This window comes from Kitasatospora sp. NPDC005856 (genome assembly GCF_040629945.1).
Lineage (GTDB): Bacteria > Actinomycetota > Actinomycetes > Streptomycetales > Streptomycetaceae > Kitasatospora.
The window spans coordinates 1-16,817 of the sequence record NZ_JBEXWT010000006.1; the positions used below are offsets into that span (position 1 = coordinate 1).

Below are 16,817 nucleotides of genomic sequence, written 5' to 3' on the forward strand. Positions count from 1 at the left end.
TGCGGGCCGCCGCCGTGGCCCTGGCCGCCTGCCTGGCGCTGAGCACCGGCGCCACCCTGGAGGCGACCGCCGACCTGCACCACACCGTGGAGGCGGCCCAGCAGGGCACCGGCGCGCAGCGCTGACCCGTACCCCGCCCGGCACCGGTGCCGGCGCGCCCCCGCCGGGCGCGGCCCGGCCCCGGGACACGGCCCGGTGCCGAGCCGCCTTCCGTCCCACGTTCCGACCGCCCGGTATGCCGACTTGCCGGACCCCATCCCCTGCGGCCCACCGCAGCCGTACGCTTTCGTCAGCGCGTCGGCCCCGACGCGTCCTCGAACGGCGGCGAGGAGCGAAACGAGTGCGGCAGACCGGACGGCAGTCCCGACGACCAGAGCGCCGCACCCCGCCGACCGCGACGGAACTGGCCAAAGTCCACGACCGCGCCCTCGCCGACGCCGCCGCCCGGGAACTGGCCGTCCCCGCCCGCGCCGAGGAGGCCACGGGCCCCCGCCTGTTCGAACCCCGGCCCGAGATCGGCGACTCCTGGGCCCGGTTGCGCCGGCTCGGCCTCGACCCCGACACCGGCGCCGCCGCCGTCCTGCTGGGCCCCGGCGAGATCGAACAGCGACGCCGCACCAGCGGGCTCGACGCCGTCCTGCCGGTGCTGCGCGAGACCCTCATGGAGGCGGGCGGCACGGCCCCGCTGCTGCTGGCCGTCGCCGACGCCGAAGGCCACGTGCTCTGGCAGGAGGGCGAACGCGGCCTGCGCCGCAGCGCCGACCGGATCGGCTTCATCACCGGCGCCCGCTGGATCGAGGAGAGCGTCGGCACCAACGGCATCGCGGTCGCGCTGCGCGCCCGGCGCCCGATGCACGTCCACTCCGCCGAGCACTACCTGCGCAGCCACCACTCCTGGACCTGCGTGGCCGCGCCGGTGCGCGACCCCGGCACCGGACAGCTGGTCGGCGCCATCAACCTGAGCGGCCCGGCGCACACCATCCGCCCCTACCTGCTCCAGCTCACCGCGACCGCCGCCCGGCTCGCCGAGACCGAGCTGCGCGCCCACCGGCTGGAGGCGCTGCACCAGCTGCGCACCCTGGCCGCCCCGCTGCTCGCCCGGGTCGGCGGCCCGGCGCTGGTGGTGGACGCCGCCGGCTGGACCGCCGCCGCGGCCGGGCTGCCGCCGCCCAGCCGGCTGCGGGTGCCCAGCCAGGGCTGGACCCCGGCCGCCGTGCACTGGGTGCCGGGCCTCGGCGAGTGCGTGCTGGAGCCGCTCGCCGACGGCTGGCTGGTGCGACCGGTCCGGTCGCCCGAGGAGGACGGCGCCGGCACGGTGACCGCCGAGCAGGCCGAGGGCGCCCATCTCCGGCTGGACCTGCGCCGCCCGGACCGCCCCGAGCTGTCCGTCCGGGGCGCGGCCGACAGCTGGTCGCACCCGCTCAGCCCGCGCCACGCCGAACTGGTGCTCCTGCTCGCCACCGGACGCGAGGGCAGCACGGCCGCCCAGCTCGCCGAGGCGCTGTTCGGCGACGCCGGCCGGACGGTGACGGTGCGCGCCGAGCTCTCGCGGCTGCGCCGCTACCTGGGCGGGCTGCTGGCCCACCGCCCCTACCGGATCGCCGAGTCGGTACTGGTCACGGTGGACGGGCCGGACGACCCGTACGACCTGCTGCCCGCCTCCTCGGCCCCGGCCGTACGGCGGCTGCGGGCCGCGCTGGCCGCGGGGACGGCCCGGCTGCCCGGTGCGCCGCCCCTCCCGCCGCCGCGCTCCCCCGCGCCGACGGAGCGGCACTGAGCGCGCGGCACTGAGCGCGCGGCGCTGACGCCGCGTCCTCGGCCGGCCGGAGCGCCGACGCCCCGCCGTCAGCCGTTCGCGAGCAGCGCGGCCAGCTCGGCGTCGGTGGGGCCGCAGCGCCGCTCCTGGTGCTCGGAGACCAGCGCGTAGGTGCGGTCCAGCCAGGCCTGCACCCGGGGCTTGGAGGCCTCCAGCAGTGCGCTGCCGTGCGGGGACTCGAGCGCCAGGTGCAGCGTCGAGCCGTGGCACGGGCAGTACGCCGGCCACAGTTTGACGTCGCCCTGGCCGCTCAGCGTGCGCAGGCCGTCGCGCAGCAGTTCGCGCGAGAACACCCAGTCGGCCTCGTCCGGCCGCCCCAGGTGGAAGGTCAGCAGCACCTCGTACGGGCGCGCGGTGACGAACCGGAAGCGGGTGCGCACCTCGCCGACCACCTCCTCGCCCAGCGAGATCCGCAGCATCAGCACCTCCTCCACCGCCGCCGGAGCGGCGGTGGAGCCGTCCCCATCGCCGCCCGTGGGGGTGGCGGCGAGGGGTGCACTGGAGGCTGCGGACAGCGGGTCGGGCGGCATGACGGTCTCTCCGGGACGGCGTGGGATGCCCTCAGCCTGCGTCACGCCCGGCGCACCGGGCAAGGGTTGCAAGGGGGTTGCAATGCCTCCCGTCCGGGGCCGCCACCCTCCGCCGCGCTTGTCAGACGATCCGTCAACTTCCGTCTGCCGAAGGGCCATCGGTGAAATGGACGAGGACCGACCGGGATGCGGCCACCCACTGGTACGCTCTCCCCTCTCCCCGGGCGGGCCCGCGCGGGACCGGTCCCCGGCGGCCGGAGCCGGACCGGGCGGCGACGCGTGGGAGAATACGGCGGACGCGACGGCGGCTTCGGGGAGGAGGGGTCCGGTGGCTGTGCGCGAGGACACCCCGCGGGACGTGCGGCACGAGCCCGCACGGCAGGCCCGGCACGGGCGGCCGCGCCCGTTCGGCGGCCGGTTCCGGCTGCCCACCCTGCGCTTCTCCGGCGCCGCGATGGCGATGTCCACCGTGGTCGGCATCAGCATCGCCACCACCCTGCTGCTCAACGAGCAGCAGGGGATCGGCCGCCGGGCCGGCGTCGCCCGGGTCGGCTCCACCCCGCCGCCCACGCCGGGCGCCACCGACCGGGCCGAGGCGGTCTCGGCGCAGACCCCGGCCGACGGCCGGTCCTCCGCCCCCTCCGACGGCCACCCCGCCGCGGGCCGGCCCTCGACGGGCCCCTCCGCGCACCTCTCGGCGCGCCCCTCGGGACCGGCACCGGTCGCCGCCACCCCGCCGGCGCCCCGCACGGCGGGCCCGGGCACGCCCCAGACCGGCGGCCAGACCGGCGGCCAGGCCTCGGCCGGACAGGACGCGCCGGCCCCCGGCACCCAGCTCACCGGCACCGAGGCCGGCGCCCCGGCCCCGGCCGGGCCCTCGCCCTCCCCGTCCGCCTCCGTCCCGGGCTGGGACGCCAAGCAGCCCGGTTACGCCCCCTCCGTCCCCTCCGCCCCCGACCAGGGATCGAACGCCCCCGGGCCCCGGCCGATCGCGCCCAACCGCCCGGTGCCGCCGCCCGCCGCGCCCCTCCCGGACACCGGCGTCGCCACGGGCGTCCCGGGGAAGGACGCCCCGGCCGACCCCGCCGAGGGCACCGGTCCGGCCGGCCCGGGGAGCGTCCCGGACAGCGACCCCGCGAGCGTCCCGGACACCGACCACGCGCTGACCGGCGCCGGCCTGCTCTCCCCGCTCGGCCGTGACGGCCTGCGGCACCGGCTCACCCTCGCGGTGGCCGAGCCGGTCACCGCGTTCCAGGCCGAGTTCCGGCTCGCCCCGGGCGAGTCGGCGCCCGGCACCGGCGCCGCCTGGACCGACCTGCCGGGCGCCGTGGTGACCGCCCAGCAGGAGCGCGGCACCCTCGTCTACCGCTTCACCACCCCGCCCGGCACCGACGTCCGGCCCGGCCACTACACCTTCGCCGTCCGCGGCGCCCGCACGGCCGCCGAGTCGTCCGCCGCGGTGCGCAAGGCGCCCCCGGCGGAGAGCTGGAGCGCCTCCGCCTTCGCCCTCGACCACCCCCGCGCGGTCGCCGCGCTCGGGGGCTTCGGCCCGGCGCAGCCGCCGCCCGTCGCGCCGGGCACGCCGGGCACGCCGGACGCCCGGGCCGCCGCTCCGCTCCCCCGACCGACCGTCGGCCCGGACCCGGCACCGGCGCCCGCGCCGGACCTGGTACCGGCCCTCGAGCCGGCCACCGGCCCGGCCACCGCGGCGCGTTGACCTGCCGACGGCCGGGTGTAACGGTCGTTCGACGATCCGATGGTCGGCCGTTCCTGACGGGCACTTCCCCGGACCTCGTTCGTTACTGTGGGCAGCACCCGGCCCGGCGCCCCGACGGCCCCGGCCCGGCCGCCGTCCCGCACCCGAGGAGGAGTCCGTGTCCACCGTCCTGTCCCAAGGCGGCAACGCACCGCTGACCGCCGCGCGAGTGACCGTCGAGGTCACCGCGCCCAAGGCGCTGGACGTCTCCGGCCTGCTGCTGACCGATGCCGGAAAGGTCCGCTCGGACGACGACTTCGTCTTCTTCAACGCCCCGAACGGCCCCGGCGTCAGCCACCGTCCGGCCACCGCCGGGACCCCCGACGCGATCACCGTCGACACCCGGGCCGTCCCGGCCGGCATCACCAAGATCGTGGTCACCGCGAGCCCCGCCGACCAGGTCTCCACCTTCGCCGGGACGGAGCCCACCGCCACCGTCCGCGACGCCGACACCGGCGAGGTGCTGGTCACCTTCACCCCGCCCCGGCTGGGCCTGGAGACGGCGCTCATCGTGGTCGAGGTCTACCTGCGGGGCGGCGCCTGGAAGGTGCGCGCGGTCGGCCAGGGCTACGCCGACGGGCTCGCGGGCATCGCCACCGACTTCGGCGTCACCGTCGAGGAGTCCCCGGCTCCGGCCGCCCAGGCCCCGGCCGCACCCGCCACACCGGTCGCGCCGGCCGCGCCGGCCGCGCCGGTCGTGCCACCGGCCCCGGCCCCGGTCGACCGCACCGTCCAGCTCCCGACTCCGCCGGCCGCCCTGCCCGCGCCGGCCGGTCCCCCGGCCTCCGCCCCGGTCGACCCGCGGATCGCGCTCGCCACCGGTCAGACCGCCGTCCCGGCCCCGGCCGCCCCCGGCCGGATCACCCTGGACAAGGGCCGGGTCAACCTGGTCAAGGGCAGCTCGGTCTCCCTGGTCAAGAACGGCCGCCCGTTCCTCTCCTCCATCCGGATGGCCCTCGGCTGGGAACCCGCCGCCCGCGGCCGCAGCGTCGACCTCGACGCCTCCTGCCTCGCCTTCGACGCCCGGCACAAGCGGCTGGAGACGGCCTGGTTCATGAAGCTGAACATCTTCAACGGCGCGATCTCCCACTCCGGCGACAACCTCACCGGCGGCGGCGAGGGTGACGACGAGCAGATCACCGTCCATCTGGAGGGCCTGCCGGCCGAGGTCCACGGGCTGGTCTTCGTGGTCAACTCCTTCTCCGGCCAGAAGTTCACCGATGTGAAGAACGCCTACTGCCGCCTGCTGGACGCCCGGACGGAGGAGGAGCTGGTCCGCTTCGACCTCACCCACTCCGAGCCCCACACCGGTGTGATGATGTGCAAGCTGGTTCGCCGCCCGGGCGGCGAGTGGGAGATGACGGCGCTCGGCGAGTACGTCGACGGCAAGACCGCGCGGGCGATGATCGAGCCCGCCGCCGCGGCGCTCTGACGCCGGCCGACGCGGTGCCCTGACGCCCGCCGACGCGGTGCCCTGACGCCCGCCGTCACAGTCACGCCCGTGGATTCACCCTCCCGAGGCATCAAGTCGTCCACACGGCGACTCGATTGACTCTCAGGGGGGTGAATCGCACTCTCCCCCGCCCCTCGAGGAGGAGAGCCGTGCCACGCTTCCTGTCCCGCCTCGCCGTCGCCGGCACCGCCACCGTGCTGGCCGCCGGGCTGACCACCCCGACCACCGCCCAGGCCGCCGCCCGGCCCGGCGACCGCGCCGCCGCACTGCGGTGGACGGCGCTCGGCGACTCCTACACCGCCGGGGTCATCGTGGCCACCGGCACCGAGACCGAGCCACACGACGGCTGCGCCCGTACCGTCGAGTCCTATCCCGAGATCCTCCGCCGCGACCTCGGCTCCCTGGTGGTCCTGCACAACGTCAGCTGCAGCGGTGCCACCACCGACAGCGTCGACACCAGCGCGCAGTCCCCGCTCGGACGGCCGCTCCCGCCGCTCGGCACCGACCCGAACGGCCCCTACCCGGCCGTCCCGCCGCAGATCGACGCCGTCGACCCGGCCACCGACCTGGTCACCGTCGGGATCGGCGGCAACGACCTCGGCTTCGCCGAGATCCTCAAGAGCTGCATCGAACTCGGCGCCGTCCGGCTCGGCCAGGGCACGCCCTGCAAGGACGAGTTCGACGCGAGCCTGCCCGACCGCCTGAACCGGCTGCGCGGCGACTACAACCGGATGCTGACGGCGCTGCGCGCCAAGGCGCCGTCCGCCAAGGTCCTCACCGTCGGCTACCCGCACCTCGTCCCCGAGAACGCCGCCCTCTGCCAGTACGGCAACCCCCTGCAGTTCGGCACCTTCACCACCGGCGACCTCGCCTGGGCCCGCACCGCGCTCCTGGAGCCGCTCAACGCGCTCATCGCCCAGGACACCGCCGCCCGCGGCGACACCTTCGTGGACGTCTACCCCGCCAGCGCCGGCCACAGCGTCTGCGACGCCGACCACTGGCTGGACGGCGTGCTGACCAGCGTCATCCCCCTCAGGTACGCGGTGGTGCACCCCAACGCCACCGGCCAGGCCCACACCGCCGCCCTGGTCGAGGACGCCCTCCTCGGCGGCTGACCCCCGGGCGACGACAGCCCCACGGCGGGCGGCCCCCGCCGGGCGGGGGCCGCGGAAAACCGGTGGCCGGCCCGCCCGTCGGGGAGCATCCTGGTCCGATGCCCATCGACATCCGCGAGGCCACCCCCGAGGACTGGCCCGCCATCTGGCCGTTCTTCCACACCGTCATCGCCGCCGGGGAGACCTTCCCCTACCCCCTGGACATGGACTCCGAGCTGGGCCGGGAGTGGTGGATGCTCTCCGCCCCGAACCGCACGGTGGTCGCGGTGGACGAGGACGGGCGGGTCCTCGGCACCGCCAACATGAACCGCAACCGCCCCGGCAACGGCTCGCACGTGGCCAGTGCCAGCTACCTGGTCGACCCGGCCCACCACGGCAGGGGGATCGGGCGGGCCCTGGTCGAGTACACCCTCGACTGGGCCCGCCGGGCCGGCTTCCGCGCCATGCAGTACAACGCGGTGGTCGCCAACAACCACCACGCCGTGAAGCTCTACGAGTCGCTCGGCTTCGAGGTCGTCGGCACCGTCCCCGAGGCCTTCCGCCATCCGGTGGACGGCTACGTCGGCCTGCACGTCATGCACCGGCCGCTCTGACCGGCCGCCGTAGCCGTAACCGGCTACTCCTCGATCGCCCCGCCGACCCGCCGCAGGTGCTGCCGGAAGCTGTACGCCGGGTCCGCGGCGCGCCGCTCCAGGTAGTCGTCGAAGGCGGTCTGGCGGCGCAGCGTGTCCCCGGCGGCGATCCGCCCGGCCTGCGCGCGCTCGGTCCGGGCGATCGAGCCGGCCGTCTCCAGCACCTCGGCGACCCGGTCGGCGGGCACGAACAGCACCCCGTCCGCGTCGGCGAACACCACGTCCTCGGCGCTCACCGGGTGCGGGCCGAACTTCGCCGTCAGCAGCGCCTCCGGCTCCCGGTCGTCCAGCCGCACCGGGCCGAGCGGCAGCGCCCCGTAGCTGAACACCGGCAGCCCGATCTCCAGCAGCTCGGGCGTGTCCCGGTGCAGCCCCCACACCACGATCCCGGCCACCCCGGCGGCCCGCGCCTCCAGCACCGCGAGGTCCCCGATGCAGGCCTCGTCGGTCCGCCCGCCGTTGTCGACCACCAGCACGTCCCCGTCCCGGGCCGCCCCGTACGCCTCCAGGAACACGTCCACGCTCCCGTAGTGCCGCACCGGCAGCACCCGCCCCGCCACCCGGCTCGCCGCGACCACCGCGGCGACCCCCACCGGCGCCACCCGCACCCCCACCCCGAGCCGCACGCAGGCATCCGCCACCAACGGCGTCGACAGCTCCACGAAAGCCTTCAGCATCCCCAACTCCTCCGCTCGAAAAGCCAGTTCACCAGGCCAGGATCCTATGCCAGGCCTCAAACTCACACCATCGAGTGAAACCTCGCCGTACACGGCGTAGCCCGGGCGAGCAGCGATTAGCGTGACGGCTCTCTGAAGGAGGGGCATCACGAGTGCTGTGGCGCATGAGCATCCGATCACGGGCTCCCCGACGCAGGCCGACATCCTGCTGGAGAGCTTCCTGAGCCTGCACTCCCCCGAAGGCTTCCGAGCCGAGCTCATCGAGGGAGAGATCATCGTGGCACCACCGCCGGACGGCGATCACGAGGACCACATCAACCACCTGCTCAAGCAGGTGATCCGGCGTTCCAAGACCGACATGAGCGTTTCCGGTGGCAAGGGTCTCCGCCTCGTGAGTGGTGGTCTCTGTCCCAGGAACCACGTCATCCCCGACGCCACGTTCGCCCCCGAGGAACTCCGCCTGTTCCGCGGCGCACCGTCCTGGATGGAACCGGACGGTGTGGCCATGGTCGCGGAGGTCACGTCCGCCAAGCCCGATCAGGACCGCATCGCCAAACGCCACTGCTACGCCCGGGCCGGCATCCCGCTCCACCTCCTCATCGACCGCGAGAAGTCGCAGGTCAGCCTGTTCGCCGAGCCGCACCGGGAGGAGTACACCGAGGTCCACCTGGCTGCCTTCGGCGAGCCGCTCGGCCTCCCCGCACCGTTCGGCTTCGACCTCGACACCAAGCCGTTCCTCTGAGCTCGGAAACGCGCGACGGCCCGCACCCCCCGTCAGGGGTGCGGGCCGTGGTTCGTGGGCGCCGGGGTCAGCCGCGGGTGGCCATGGCGCGCAGGAAGAAGGTCAGGTTGGCCGGGCGCTCGGCGAGGCGGCGCATGAAGTAGCCGTACCACTCCTGGCCGTACGGGAGGTACACGCGCATGGTGTTGCCCTCGCCGGCGAGGCGCAGCTGCTCCTCGGGGCGGATGCCGTACAGCATCTGGTACTCGAAGGAGTCCCGCTTGCGGCCGTTCCACTGGGCCAGCTGGCCGGCGATCTTGATCATGTTGGGGTCGTGCGAGGCGATCATCGGGTAGCCCTCGCCCGCCATCAGGACCTTCAGGGCGCGGACGTACGCGAGGTCGACCTCGTGCTTGCCCTGGAAGGCGACCGACTCGGGCTCCTTGTAGGCGCCCTTGCACAGGCGCACGCGCGAGCCCTCGCCCGAGAAGTCGCGGCAGTCGGCCTCCGTGCGGCGCAGGTAGGCCTGGAGCACGACGCCCACCCAGGGGAAGTCCGCCCGCAGCTCGCGCGCGATGGCGAGGGTGGAGTCGGTGGTGGTGTGGTCCTCCATGTCGAGGGTCACCGTGGTGCCCGCGTCGGCGGCGAACTCGCAGATGCGGCGGGCGTTCTCCAGCGCGATCTTCTCGCCGTCCACCGGGAGGAACTGGCCGACGGCCGACAGCTTGACCGACACCTCGGCCCCGGCCGCGAGGCCGGTCTCCTTGAGGGCCTTGAGCAGGTGCTCGTAGGCCTCGGCGGTGCCGGCGGCCTGCGCGGCGTCCTTGGTGTCCTCGCCGAGGTGGTCGAGGGTGACCTTGCGGCCGGTGGCGATCAGGTCGTCCGTGGCGGTGACGGCGTCGTCGAGGACGTCGCCGGCGACGAAGCGCTCGACTATCGCGTGGGTCGGCGGGAACTTCTCGACCACGGTGCGGACCTGCGGGGACCGGGAGGCCGCGAGAAGGGCGGAACGGAGCATCGTGACTCCTGGAGCTGGTGTTTCCAAGGGTGGCAGAAGGGCCGGGGCGGCGGGTACGGGGGAGCCCCGCCGCCCCGGCGGGCGACGCCCGGCTGCGGGACCGGGCGTCGCGGGTGACCGGTGGCTACTGGACGAGCCGGACGATCAGTGGCACGGGGCTGGTCAGCCCATGTGCGGGTAGCGGTAGTCCGTCGGCGGGACGAAGGTCTCCTTGACCGAGCGGGTCGAGGTCCAGCGCGCCAGGTTCTGCTTGGCGCCCGCCTTGTCGTTGGTGCCCGAGGCCCGGCCGCCACCGAAGGGCTGCTGGCCGACGACGGCGCCGGTCGGCTTGTCGTTGATGTAGAAGTTGCCGGCGGCGAAGCGCAGCTTGTGCATCGCGTCCTGGGCCGCGGCGCGGTCCTGGGAGATGATCGAGCCGGTCAGGCCGTACGCGGACACCGACTCCATCTGGGCCAGCATCTCCTCGTACTTCTCGTCCTCGTAGACGTGCACGGCCAGGATCGGGCCGAAGTACTCGTCCTTGAAGTACTCGCTCGCCGGGTCCTGGCAGACCAGGACGGTCGGGCGGACGAAGTAGCCCACCGAGTCGTCGTAGGTGCCGCCGGCGAGGACCTCGACCTGCGGGTCGGCCTGGGCGCGGTCGATCGCGGCCTTGTTCTTGGCGAAGGAGCGGTCGTCGATGACGGCCGACATGAAGTTGGACAGGTCGCTGACGTCGCCCATGGTGAGGCCGTCGACCTCGGCGGCGAACTCGTCCTTGAGGCCGGCCCAGATCGACGCCGGGACGTAGGCCCGCGACAGCGCCGAGCACTTCTGGCCCTGGAACTCGAAGGCGCCGCGGGTCATCGCGGTCTTCAGGACCTTCGGGTCGGCGGACGGGTGGGCGACCAGGAAGTCCTTGCCGCCGGTCTCGCCGACGATCCGCGGGTAGGTGCGGTAGCCGGCGATGTTGTTGCCGACCTCGCGCCACAGGTGCTGGAAGGTGGCGGTGGAGCCGGTGAAGTGGATGCCGGCCAGCGCCGGGTGCTTGAGCGCGACCTCGGAGACGGCCAGGCCGTCGCCGGTCACCATGTTGATGACGCCCTTGGGCAGACCGGCCTCCTCCAGCAGCTGCATCAGCAGGTGCGCGGAGAACTGCTGGGTCGGGGACGGCTTCCACAGCACCACGTTGCCCATCAGCGCGGGCGCGGTCGGCAGGTTGCCGGCGATCGCGGTGAAGTTGAACGGGGTGATCGCGTAGACGAAGCCCTCCAGCGGGCGGTGGTCGCTGCGGTTCCACACGCCGTCCGAGGAGATCGGCTGCTCGGCCATGATCTGGCGGGCGAAGTGCACGTTGAAGCGCAGGAAGTCGACCAGCTCGCAGGGGGTGTCGATCTCGGCCTGCTGGGCGGTCTTGGACTGGCCGAGCATGGTGGCGGCGGCCAGGGTCTCGCGCCAGGGGCCGGCCAGCAGGTCGGCGGCCTTGAGGAAGATCGCGGCGCGGGAGTCGAAGGAGAGCGCCTGCCAGGCCGGAGCGGCGGCCAGGGCAGTGTCGATGGCGTCCTGGGCGTCGGCCTGGGTGGCGTTGCGCAGGGTGCCGAGCCGAGCCGCGTGGTTGTGCGGCTGGACGACGTGGATCTCGGTGCCGCCGCCCATCCGGCGCTCACCGTTGATCGTCATGGTCAGCTGGACCGGCTCCTGGCCGCCCAGCTCCTTCAGCTTGGCCTCCAGCCGGGCCCGTTCCGGGCTGCCGGGGGCGTAGCTGTGGACCGGCTCGTTCACCGGCGCGGGGACCTGGGTCACAGCGTCCATAGAGCGCACGCTCTCCTTCGTTCAGTGCGGGGGGAAGGCCGGCGCGGGTTGCACACCGACCACAGCACGAACGCTATTCCTGGCCACCGGGCCACATGATTGGCCGGGCGGCTAAATTCCCCCGTACGGCGTTGTCCGGCCCGACGAACAGGGTCACGCCGCGGTCACGAACCGTCCCCGTTCGCCCCACCGTTCACACCCCCTCGCACCCGGTCGCACCACCTCGCGCCCCGGCTCACGCTCCGGCGCTCGCCTTCCGATCGTTCACCACCGCCGCCCTGGCCGCGACCTCCTCCACCACCGGCCGCCGGGCCCGCTCGTACGCCGCCAGGGCGCTCGCCAGGTCGGGCCGCCCGGCCAGGCAGCGGGCCAGTTCGACGGCGCTCTCGACGGCCAGCGAGACACCCTGGCCGGAGCTGTTGGACGGGGCGTGCACCGAGTCGCCGACCAGCACCATCCGGTCGCGGTACCAGTGCGGCACGGAGGGCATGATCTCCAGCCGGGGAAAGACCTCGACGCTCGTCGCGTCCGCCGCCGCCAGGACCTCCCGGGCCGGCAGGTCCTCGGAGTGCAGCTCGCGGGCCAGTGCCAGCCAGTCCTCCCGCGGCACCGCCCGGGCCCGTTCCGGGGTCTGCTGCCCGGGGCGCGGGATGTTGCTGAACCAGGCCGTCCCGGTGCCGTCCCGCAGCGCCCAGTAGCCGAAGAACGCCCGGGGCCCCTGGGCGAAGCGGATGGTCTCCTCGCCCGCCCGCGGGCCGTCCAGCCGGTGTGCGCTGTAGCCGCCGACCCCGATCAGGCCCGTGCCGACCGGGCCGGGTGCGGCCGGGTCGATCAGCGTGCGGACGACGGAGCGGGTTCCGTCGGCGCCGACCAGCAGGTCCCCGTCCGCGGCGGTGCCGTCGGCGAACCGGGCCGTGATGCCGGTCGCGCGCTCCTCGACGCCGACCAGCCGCTTTCCGTAGCGGACCGGGACGCCCTCCTCGCGCAGCCGCCGCTGGAGCACGGCGTACAGCTCGGCGCGCCGCATCACCCGGCCGGACACCTCGGGGAACTCGGCGAGGACGCCGCCCCCGGCGTCCTCGATGACCATCCGGCCGACGGGCTGCCCGATCGCGGCGACCTCGGCCTCCAGGCCGACGGCCGCGAGCGCCGCCAGCCCGTTGGAGGCGACCATGAAGGTCCCGCCGACGCCCTCGGCGGAGCTTCCGTAGGCCTCGTGCACGGCCGCCTCGACGCCGGCCCGGTGCAGCGCCAGCGCCACCACCGGCCCGGCGATGCCGCCGCCGATGACCACGGCCTCGTTCACGGTGCGGTTCCCGCTCATTCCGTCCTCCCCAGGTACTCCCGCAGGGTCCGGCCGAATTCCGGATCCCTGAGCTGTGCGACGAGGTTCTCGGTGTAGCGCCGCTCGGCCCGCAGCAGCGCGAGGGCGTAGTCCTCCTCGATGACGAACATCGGGTGGACGTCCGTCCCCGCCACCTCGTGCAACTGCGCACGGGTGGCGTCGATCCGCTCGTCCAGGGCCTCCAGCCGCCGGCCGAGCAGGTCCGCCGACTCCTCGATCGGCAGGGCCGCCAGCAGGCACAGGGCGACCCCGAACGCCGGGTACTCGTGCTGCGGTTCGGCGACCAGCTCGCGCATCCAGTCGTCGAGCTCGGCCCTGCCCTCCTCGGTGAGGGCGTAGACGGTGCGCTCGGGGCGCTGGGTGTCGCGGACGGTCTCCCGTTCGGCGACGAACCCGGCCTTCCGCAGCTGCTCCACGACCATGTAGAGCGAGCTGCGGTTGTACTTGATGTTGCGGTCCTTGCCCTGCTCCTTGAGTCGGCGCCCCATCTCGTACGGGTGCATCGGCTCGATCGTGAGCTCGGCCAGGACCGCGAGGGCCAGCGGATTCGACACCGTGCGTCGCTTCGCCATGAGAGCGTTCCTCATCGATTGGTCAGGACCGACTATCCAGTATCGGATAGTCGGAATCAACTATTCAGGACTGACGAACCTGAACTCTGTCCGCCCGGCTAAAATCAACCACAAACCGTTGTCCGGGCGGATGAAGGAGGACCGGCGTGACCACCCCCGGCCTGCCGCTCCGTCAACTCCTGATGTCCCTGGGTGAACCGCTGGTCGAGCTCCAGGCCGCCCCCCAGGGCCTGGACGTCCCGGTGCGCGACGTCGCCATCCTCGACCCGGAGGACCCTCCCACCGCCGCCCCCGGCGAACTCGTGCTCGCGATCGGTGCCCGCGGCCGCGCCGCCCTGCCCGCCCTGCGCGCGGCCGGCCGGGCCGGAGCCGCCGCCGTCGCGGTCAAGCTGGACGCCCCCGGCCAGGCCGACGCGCTGCGCGAGGCCGCGACCGACGCGGGCGTCGCCCTGCTCTCGGTGCGCAGCGAGACCCGCTGGGAGCACCTCGACTCGCTCGTCCGGGCGATCATCGCCGGCCCCGACGCCCCGGACGCCCCCGGCTCCCCGGAACCCAACGCGGGCGACCTCTTCTCCCTCGCCCAGACCGTCGCCGTGCTCACCAACGGCATCGTCTCGATCGAGGACACCTCCAGCCGGGTGCTGGCCTACTCCCGCTCCTCCGACTCCGACGAGGTCGACGACCTGCGCCGGCTGTCCATCCTCGGCTGGCAGGGCCCGGAGCCGTACCTGTCCAAGCTCCGGGAGTGGGGCATCTTCCAGCACCTGCGCAGCTCGGACGCCCCGATCGCGGTCGAGCCGCACCCCGAACTGGGCCTGCGCCGCCGTCTGGCGGTCGGCATCCGGGCCGGGGCGCAGCCGCTCGGCACCATCTGGGTGCAGGAGGGCGCCCAGCCGCTGGCCCCGCTGGCCGAGCAGGCCCTGGTCGGCGCCGCCCGGGTCGCGGCCGCCCAGCTGGTGCGGCGCCGCCGGGAGCTGTCCGCCGACGTCCGGCTCACCCAGACCCTGCTCACCGGCCTGCTGGAGGGCTCCACCGGCCCCCAGTCGCTCGCCACCCACCTGGGCCTGGACCTGCGCCGTCCGGCCACCGTGCTCGGCTACAGCGCCCACACCACCGACGCGCTGCACCGCTCCGACGTCACCGGCCTGATCTCGGTGCACACCGCCGCCCGGCACCGCACCGCACTGCTCGCCCCGATCGAGTCCCGGGTGTACGTGCTGCTGCCCGAGCTGCCGCCCGGCCTGCCGATGACCACCGTGCGGGGCTGGGCCTCCGAAGTGGTGACGGCCGCCCGCGAGCACCTGGGCGTCCCGCTGCGCGCCGCGATCGGCTCGACCGTCGACGGCCTGGCCCAGGTGCCCGACTCCCGCGCACAGGCGGACCGGATCCTGGACGCGATGGGCCGCGGCGGGGTGGACCTCGACGTCGCGGCGCTGATCGACGTCCAGGCGGAGGTGCTGGTCAGCGAGATGGTCGCGCTGCTCCAGGAGCGCACCGGCCTGCGCGACCCGCGGCTGACCGCGCTCACCGAGTACGACCGCCGGCACGGCACCCGGCTCGCCGAGTCGGTGCTGGCCTGGCTGGACGCGCTCGGCGAGGTCCGGGTGGCCGCGGACGCCCTGCACATCCACCCCAACACCCTGCGCTACCGGGTCCGCCGGGCCGAGCAGCTGACCGGCATCGACCTCGCCCAGCCGCAGCAGCGCCTGCTGGCCATGCTGCAACTGCGACTGCCCGCGGACGAGTGGTCCGCGGGCAGTCCTTCACGCTCGGAGGGTCACTCGCCGTAGCCCTGGCCGCGCTTGTGCTCGTTCAGCCGGCGCCACGGGCCGGTGATGGCCAGCTGGATGCCCGGGGTCTGGATGTTGGCGAAGAGGGTCTTGCCGTCGTCCGAGAAGGTCACCCCCGTGAACTCGCTGAACTCGGGCTTCTCGGCGGTGCCGATGTTCAGCTCGTTGCGGGCGATCGGGTAGACCAGGCCGTCCTCGGTGGCGCCGAAGAGGTGCGAGACGCCGTCGCCGTCCTCGCAGATCACGATGCCGCCGTACGGCGAGACGGTGATGTTGTCCGGGCCGTCGAAGTTGTCGTGGTCGCCCCAGACGTCGTTGTTGACGCCCAGCAGCACCTTCAGGGTGATGGTGCGGCGGTTCGGGTTGTAGAACCAGACCTGGCCGTCGTGCTGGAGCGGGCTCTCCGAGCGGGCGAAGCTGGAGACGAAGTAGAAGCCGCCGTCACCCCACCACATGCCCTCCAGCTTGCGGGCGCGGGTGACCTCGCCGTCCTTGAACTGCTTGCGCACCGAGACGGTCTTGGCGTCGCGGTCCTGCACCTTGACCCAGTCCACGCCGTAGGTGGTGCCGACCGTGGTGGCGCGGGAGAGGTCGTCGACGAACTTGCCCTGGGCGTCGAAGACCTTGAAGGCCTCCAGCACGCCGGCGTCGGCGGCCAGCTGGCGCAGCTTGTAGCGGCCGTGCTTGAAGCCGGCCGGCGGGGTCCAGCGGTAGAGCAGGCCGTTGGGGTTGCCGGCGTCCTCGGTCAGGTAGACGTGGCCCTTCTTCGGGTCCACGACGACGGCCTCGTGCGCGTAGCGGCCGAAGGCCTTGACCGGCTGCGGGTCGCGGTTGTAGTCGTCGTCGAACGGGTCGACCTCGAAGATGTAGCCGTGGTCCTTGGTGAAGCCGTTCTTGCCGGCCTTGTCCTCGGTCTCCTCGCCGGACAGCCAGGTGCCCCACGGGGTCACGCCGCCGGCGCAGTTGGTGGCGGTGCCGGCGATGCCGACCCACTGCTCGACCGAGCCGTCCCGCTTGGCGTGCACGATGGTGCAGCCGCCGGCCGCGCCCGGGTCGTAGACGTGGCCCTCGGTCAGCGGCACCGGGTGCGGCCAGTTGGCGCGGGCGCCGGACAGCTCGTGGTTGACGACCATGTAGTTGCCGCCGCGCTCGTCCTCGAAGGCGGAGGTGCCGTCGTGGTTGCTCGGGGTGAACTCGCCGGTGCGCAGCTTCGTCACACCGGCCCGGTTGAGGACCTTGTACGAGAAGCCCTTCGGCAGCGACAGCAGACCGGCCGGGTCCTGGACCAGCGAGCCGTAGCCGACGGCGGTGCCGCCGGCCGAGTTGGTCCCGGCGGCCGCGGCGACCGGGGCCTCGCCGCCGACCGGAGCGGCGATCGCGCCCGGGGCGCTGGCCAGCGCCTCGGCGCCGCCGGCGATCAGCACGCCGGCCCCGACGAGGGTGGAACGGTTGACGAAGTCCCGGCGGGACAGCGACATGGCAGCAACTCCTGAGGATGAGCGGGAGCGTCGGTGCGGGATGCCGACGCCCAGCAGGCTCCGCCGGACGGGTGAACCCGGCATGACGTCCACCTCACGTCCAGGCGGCCATTTGCCGACCGA

Annotated in this window: 14 protein-coding genes; 7 read left to right on the plus strand and 7 right to left on the minus strand. The window is 74.1% G+C overall.

Annotation, left to right across the window (positions count from 1 at the left end; translation table 11 throughout):
• The first annotated feature begins 340 nt into the window (after positions 1-340).
• Positions 341-1,777: a GAF domain-containing protein gene (locus ABZ449_RS05865; RefSeq protein ID WP_360340804.1), complete on the plus strand. Its 1,437-nt coding sequence runs from the start codon at positions 341-343 to the stop codon at positions 1,775-1,777.
• A gap of 68 nt (positions 1,778-1,845) precedes the next feature.
• On the opposite strand, the gene ABZ449_RS05870 is transcribed toward ABZ449_RS05865, so the two are convergent.
• Positions 1,846-2,346, minus strand: coding sequence for an SsgA family sporulation/cell division regulator (locus tag ABZ449_RS05870; RefSeq protein WP_360340807.1), 501 nt, complete (start codon positions 2,344-2,346; stop codon positions 1,846-1,848).
• A 328-nt stretch (positions 2,347-2,674) separates the two neighbouring features.
• On the opposite strand from ABZ449_RS05870, the gene ABZ449_RS05875 reads away from it, so the two are divergent.
• From ABZ449_RS05875 to ABZ449_RS05890, 4 genes are all read left to right on the plus strand, one after another.
• Complete coding sequence (locus ABZ449_RS05875) at positions 2,675-4,063, plus strand: hypothetical protein (RefSeq protein ID WP_360340810.1); 1,389 nt, start codon at positions 2,675-2,677, stop codon at positions 4,061-4,063.
• 169 nt (positions 4,064-4,232) lie between these two features.
• Positions 4,233-5,534, plus strand: a complete 1,302-nt coding sequence (locus ABZ449_RS05880; protein ID WP_360341171.1) for a TerD family protein — start codon at positions 4,233-4,235, stop codon at positions 5,532-5,534.
• 170 nt (positions 5,535-5,704) lie between these two features.
• A complete protein-coding gene (locus ABZ449_RS05885; RefSeq protein WP_360340812.1) occupies positions 5,705-6,670 on the plus strand; it encodes an SGNH/GDSL hydrolase family protein in 966 nt (321 codons plus the stop codon).
• Positions 6,671-6,774: 104 nt separating this feature from the next.
• Complete coding sequence (locus ABZ449_RS05890; RefSeq protein ID WP_360341174.1) at positions 6,775-7,263, plus strand: GNAT family N-acetyltransferase; 489 nt, start codon at positions 6,775-6,777, stop codon at positions 7,261-7,263.
• 23 nt (positions 7,264-7,286) lie between these two features.
• Here ABZ449_RS05890 and ABZ449_RS05895 read toward each other — a convergent pair whose 3' ends face one another.
• On the minus strand, positions 7,287-7,979 hold the full coding sequence (locus ABZ449_RS05895) for an RraA family protein (RefSeq protein WP_360340815.1): 693 nt from the start codon (positions 7,977-7,979) through the stop codon (positions 7,287-7,289).
• A 157-nt stretch (positions 7,980-8,136) separates the two neighbouring features.
• Here ABZ449_RS05895 and ABZ449_RS05900 point away from each other — a divergent pair, with 157 nt between their 5' ends.
• Positions 8,137-8,721, plus strand: a complete 585-nt coding sequence (locus tag ABZ449_RS05900) for a Uma2 family endonuclease (RefSeq protein ID WP_360340818.1) — start codon at positions 8,137-8,139, stop codon at positions 8,719-8,721.
• Between the two features lie 67 nt (positions 8,722-8,788).
• Here the strand turns inward: ABZ449_RS05900 and ABZ449_RS05905 are convergent, their stop codons facing one another.
• From ABZ449_RS05905 to ABZ449_RS05920, 4 genes are all read right to left on the minus strand, one after another.
• On the minus strand, positions 8,789-9,718 hold the full coding sequence (locus tag ABZ449_RS05905) for a proline dehydrogenase family protein (RefSeq protein WP_360340821.1): 930 nt from the start codon (positions 9,716-9,718) through the stop codon (positions 8,789-8,791).
• Between the two features lie 162 nt (positions 9,719-9,880).
• Entirely contained in the window at positions 9,881-11,509 is a 1,629-nt protein-coding gene (gene pruA, locus ABZ449_RS05910; protein ID WP_360340824.1) for an L-glutamate gamma-semialdehyde dehydrogenase, read from the minus strand.
• A 235-nt stretch (positions 11,510-11,744) separates the two neighbouring features.
• Positions 11,745-12,833, minus strand: coding sequence for an FAD-dependent monooxygenase (locus tag ABZ449_RS05915; protein WP_360340827.1), 1,089 nt, complete (start codon positions 12,831-12,833; stop codon positions 11,745-11,747).
• Positions 12,830-13,426 (minus strand): PadR family transcriptional regulator, encoded by a 597-nt coding sequence (locus ABZ449_RS05920; protein ID WP_360340830.1) that lies wholly within the window; start codon positions 13,424-13,426, stop codon positions 12,830-12,832. The genes ABZ449_RS05915 and ABZ449_RS05920 overlap by 4 nt, the downstream gene beginning before the upstream one ends.
• 146 nt (positions 13,427-13,572) lie before the next feature.
• Between ABZ449_RS05920 and ABZ449_RS05925 the strand changes: the two genes are divergently transcribed.
• The gene (locus tag ABZ449_RS05925; RefSeq protein WP_360340833.1) at positions 13,573-15,216 is read left to right on the plus strand and encodes a helix-turn-helix domain-containing protein; all 1,644 of its coding nucleotides are present in this window, start codon (positions 13,573-13,575) and stop codon (positions 15,214-15,216) included.
• Here ABZ449_RS05925 and ABZ449_RS05930 read toward each other — a convergent pair.
• Positions 15,204-16,694, minus strand: coding sequence for an alkaline phosphatase PhoX (locus ABZ449_RS05930; RefSeq protein WP_360340836.1), 1,491 nt, complete (start codon positions 16,692-16,694; stop codon positions 15,204-15,206). The two genes, ABZ449_RS05925 and ABZ449_RS05930, sit on opposite strands and share 13 nt — an antisense overlap.
• Positions 16,695-16,817: the final 123 nt, after the last annotated feature.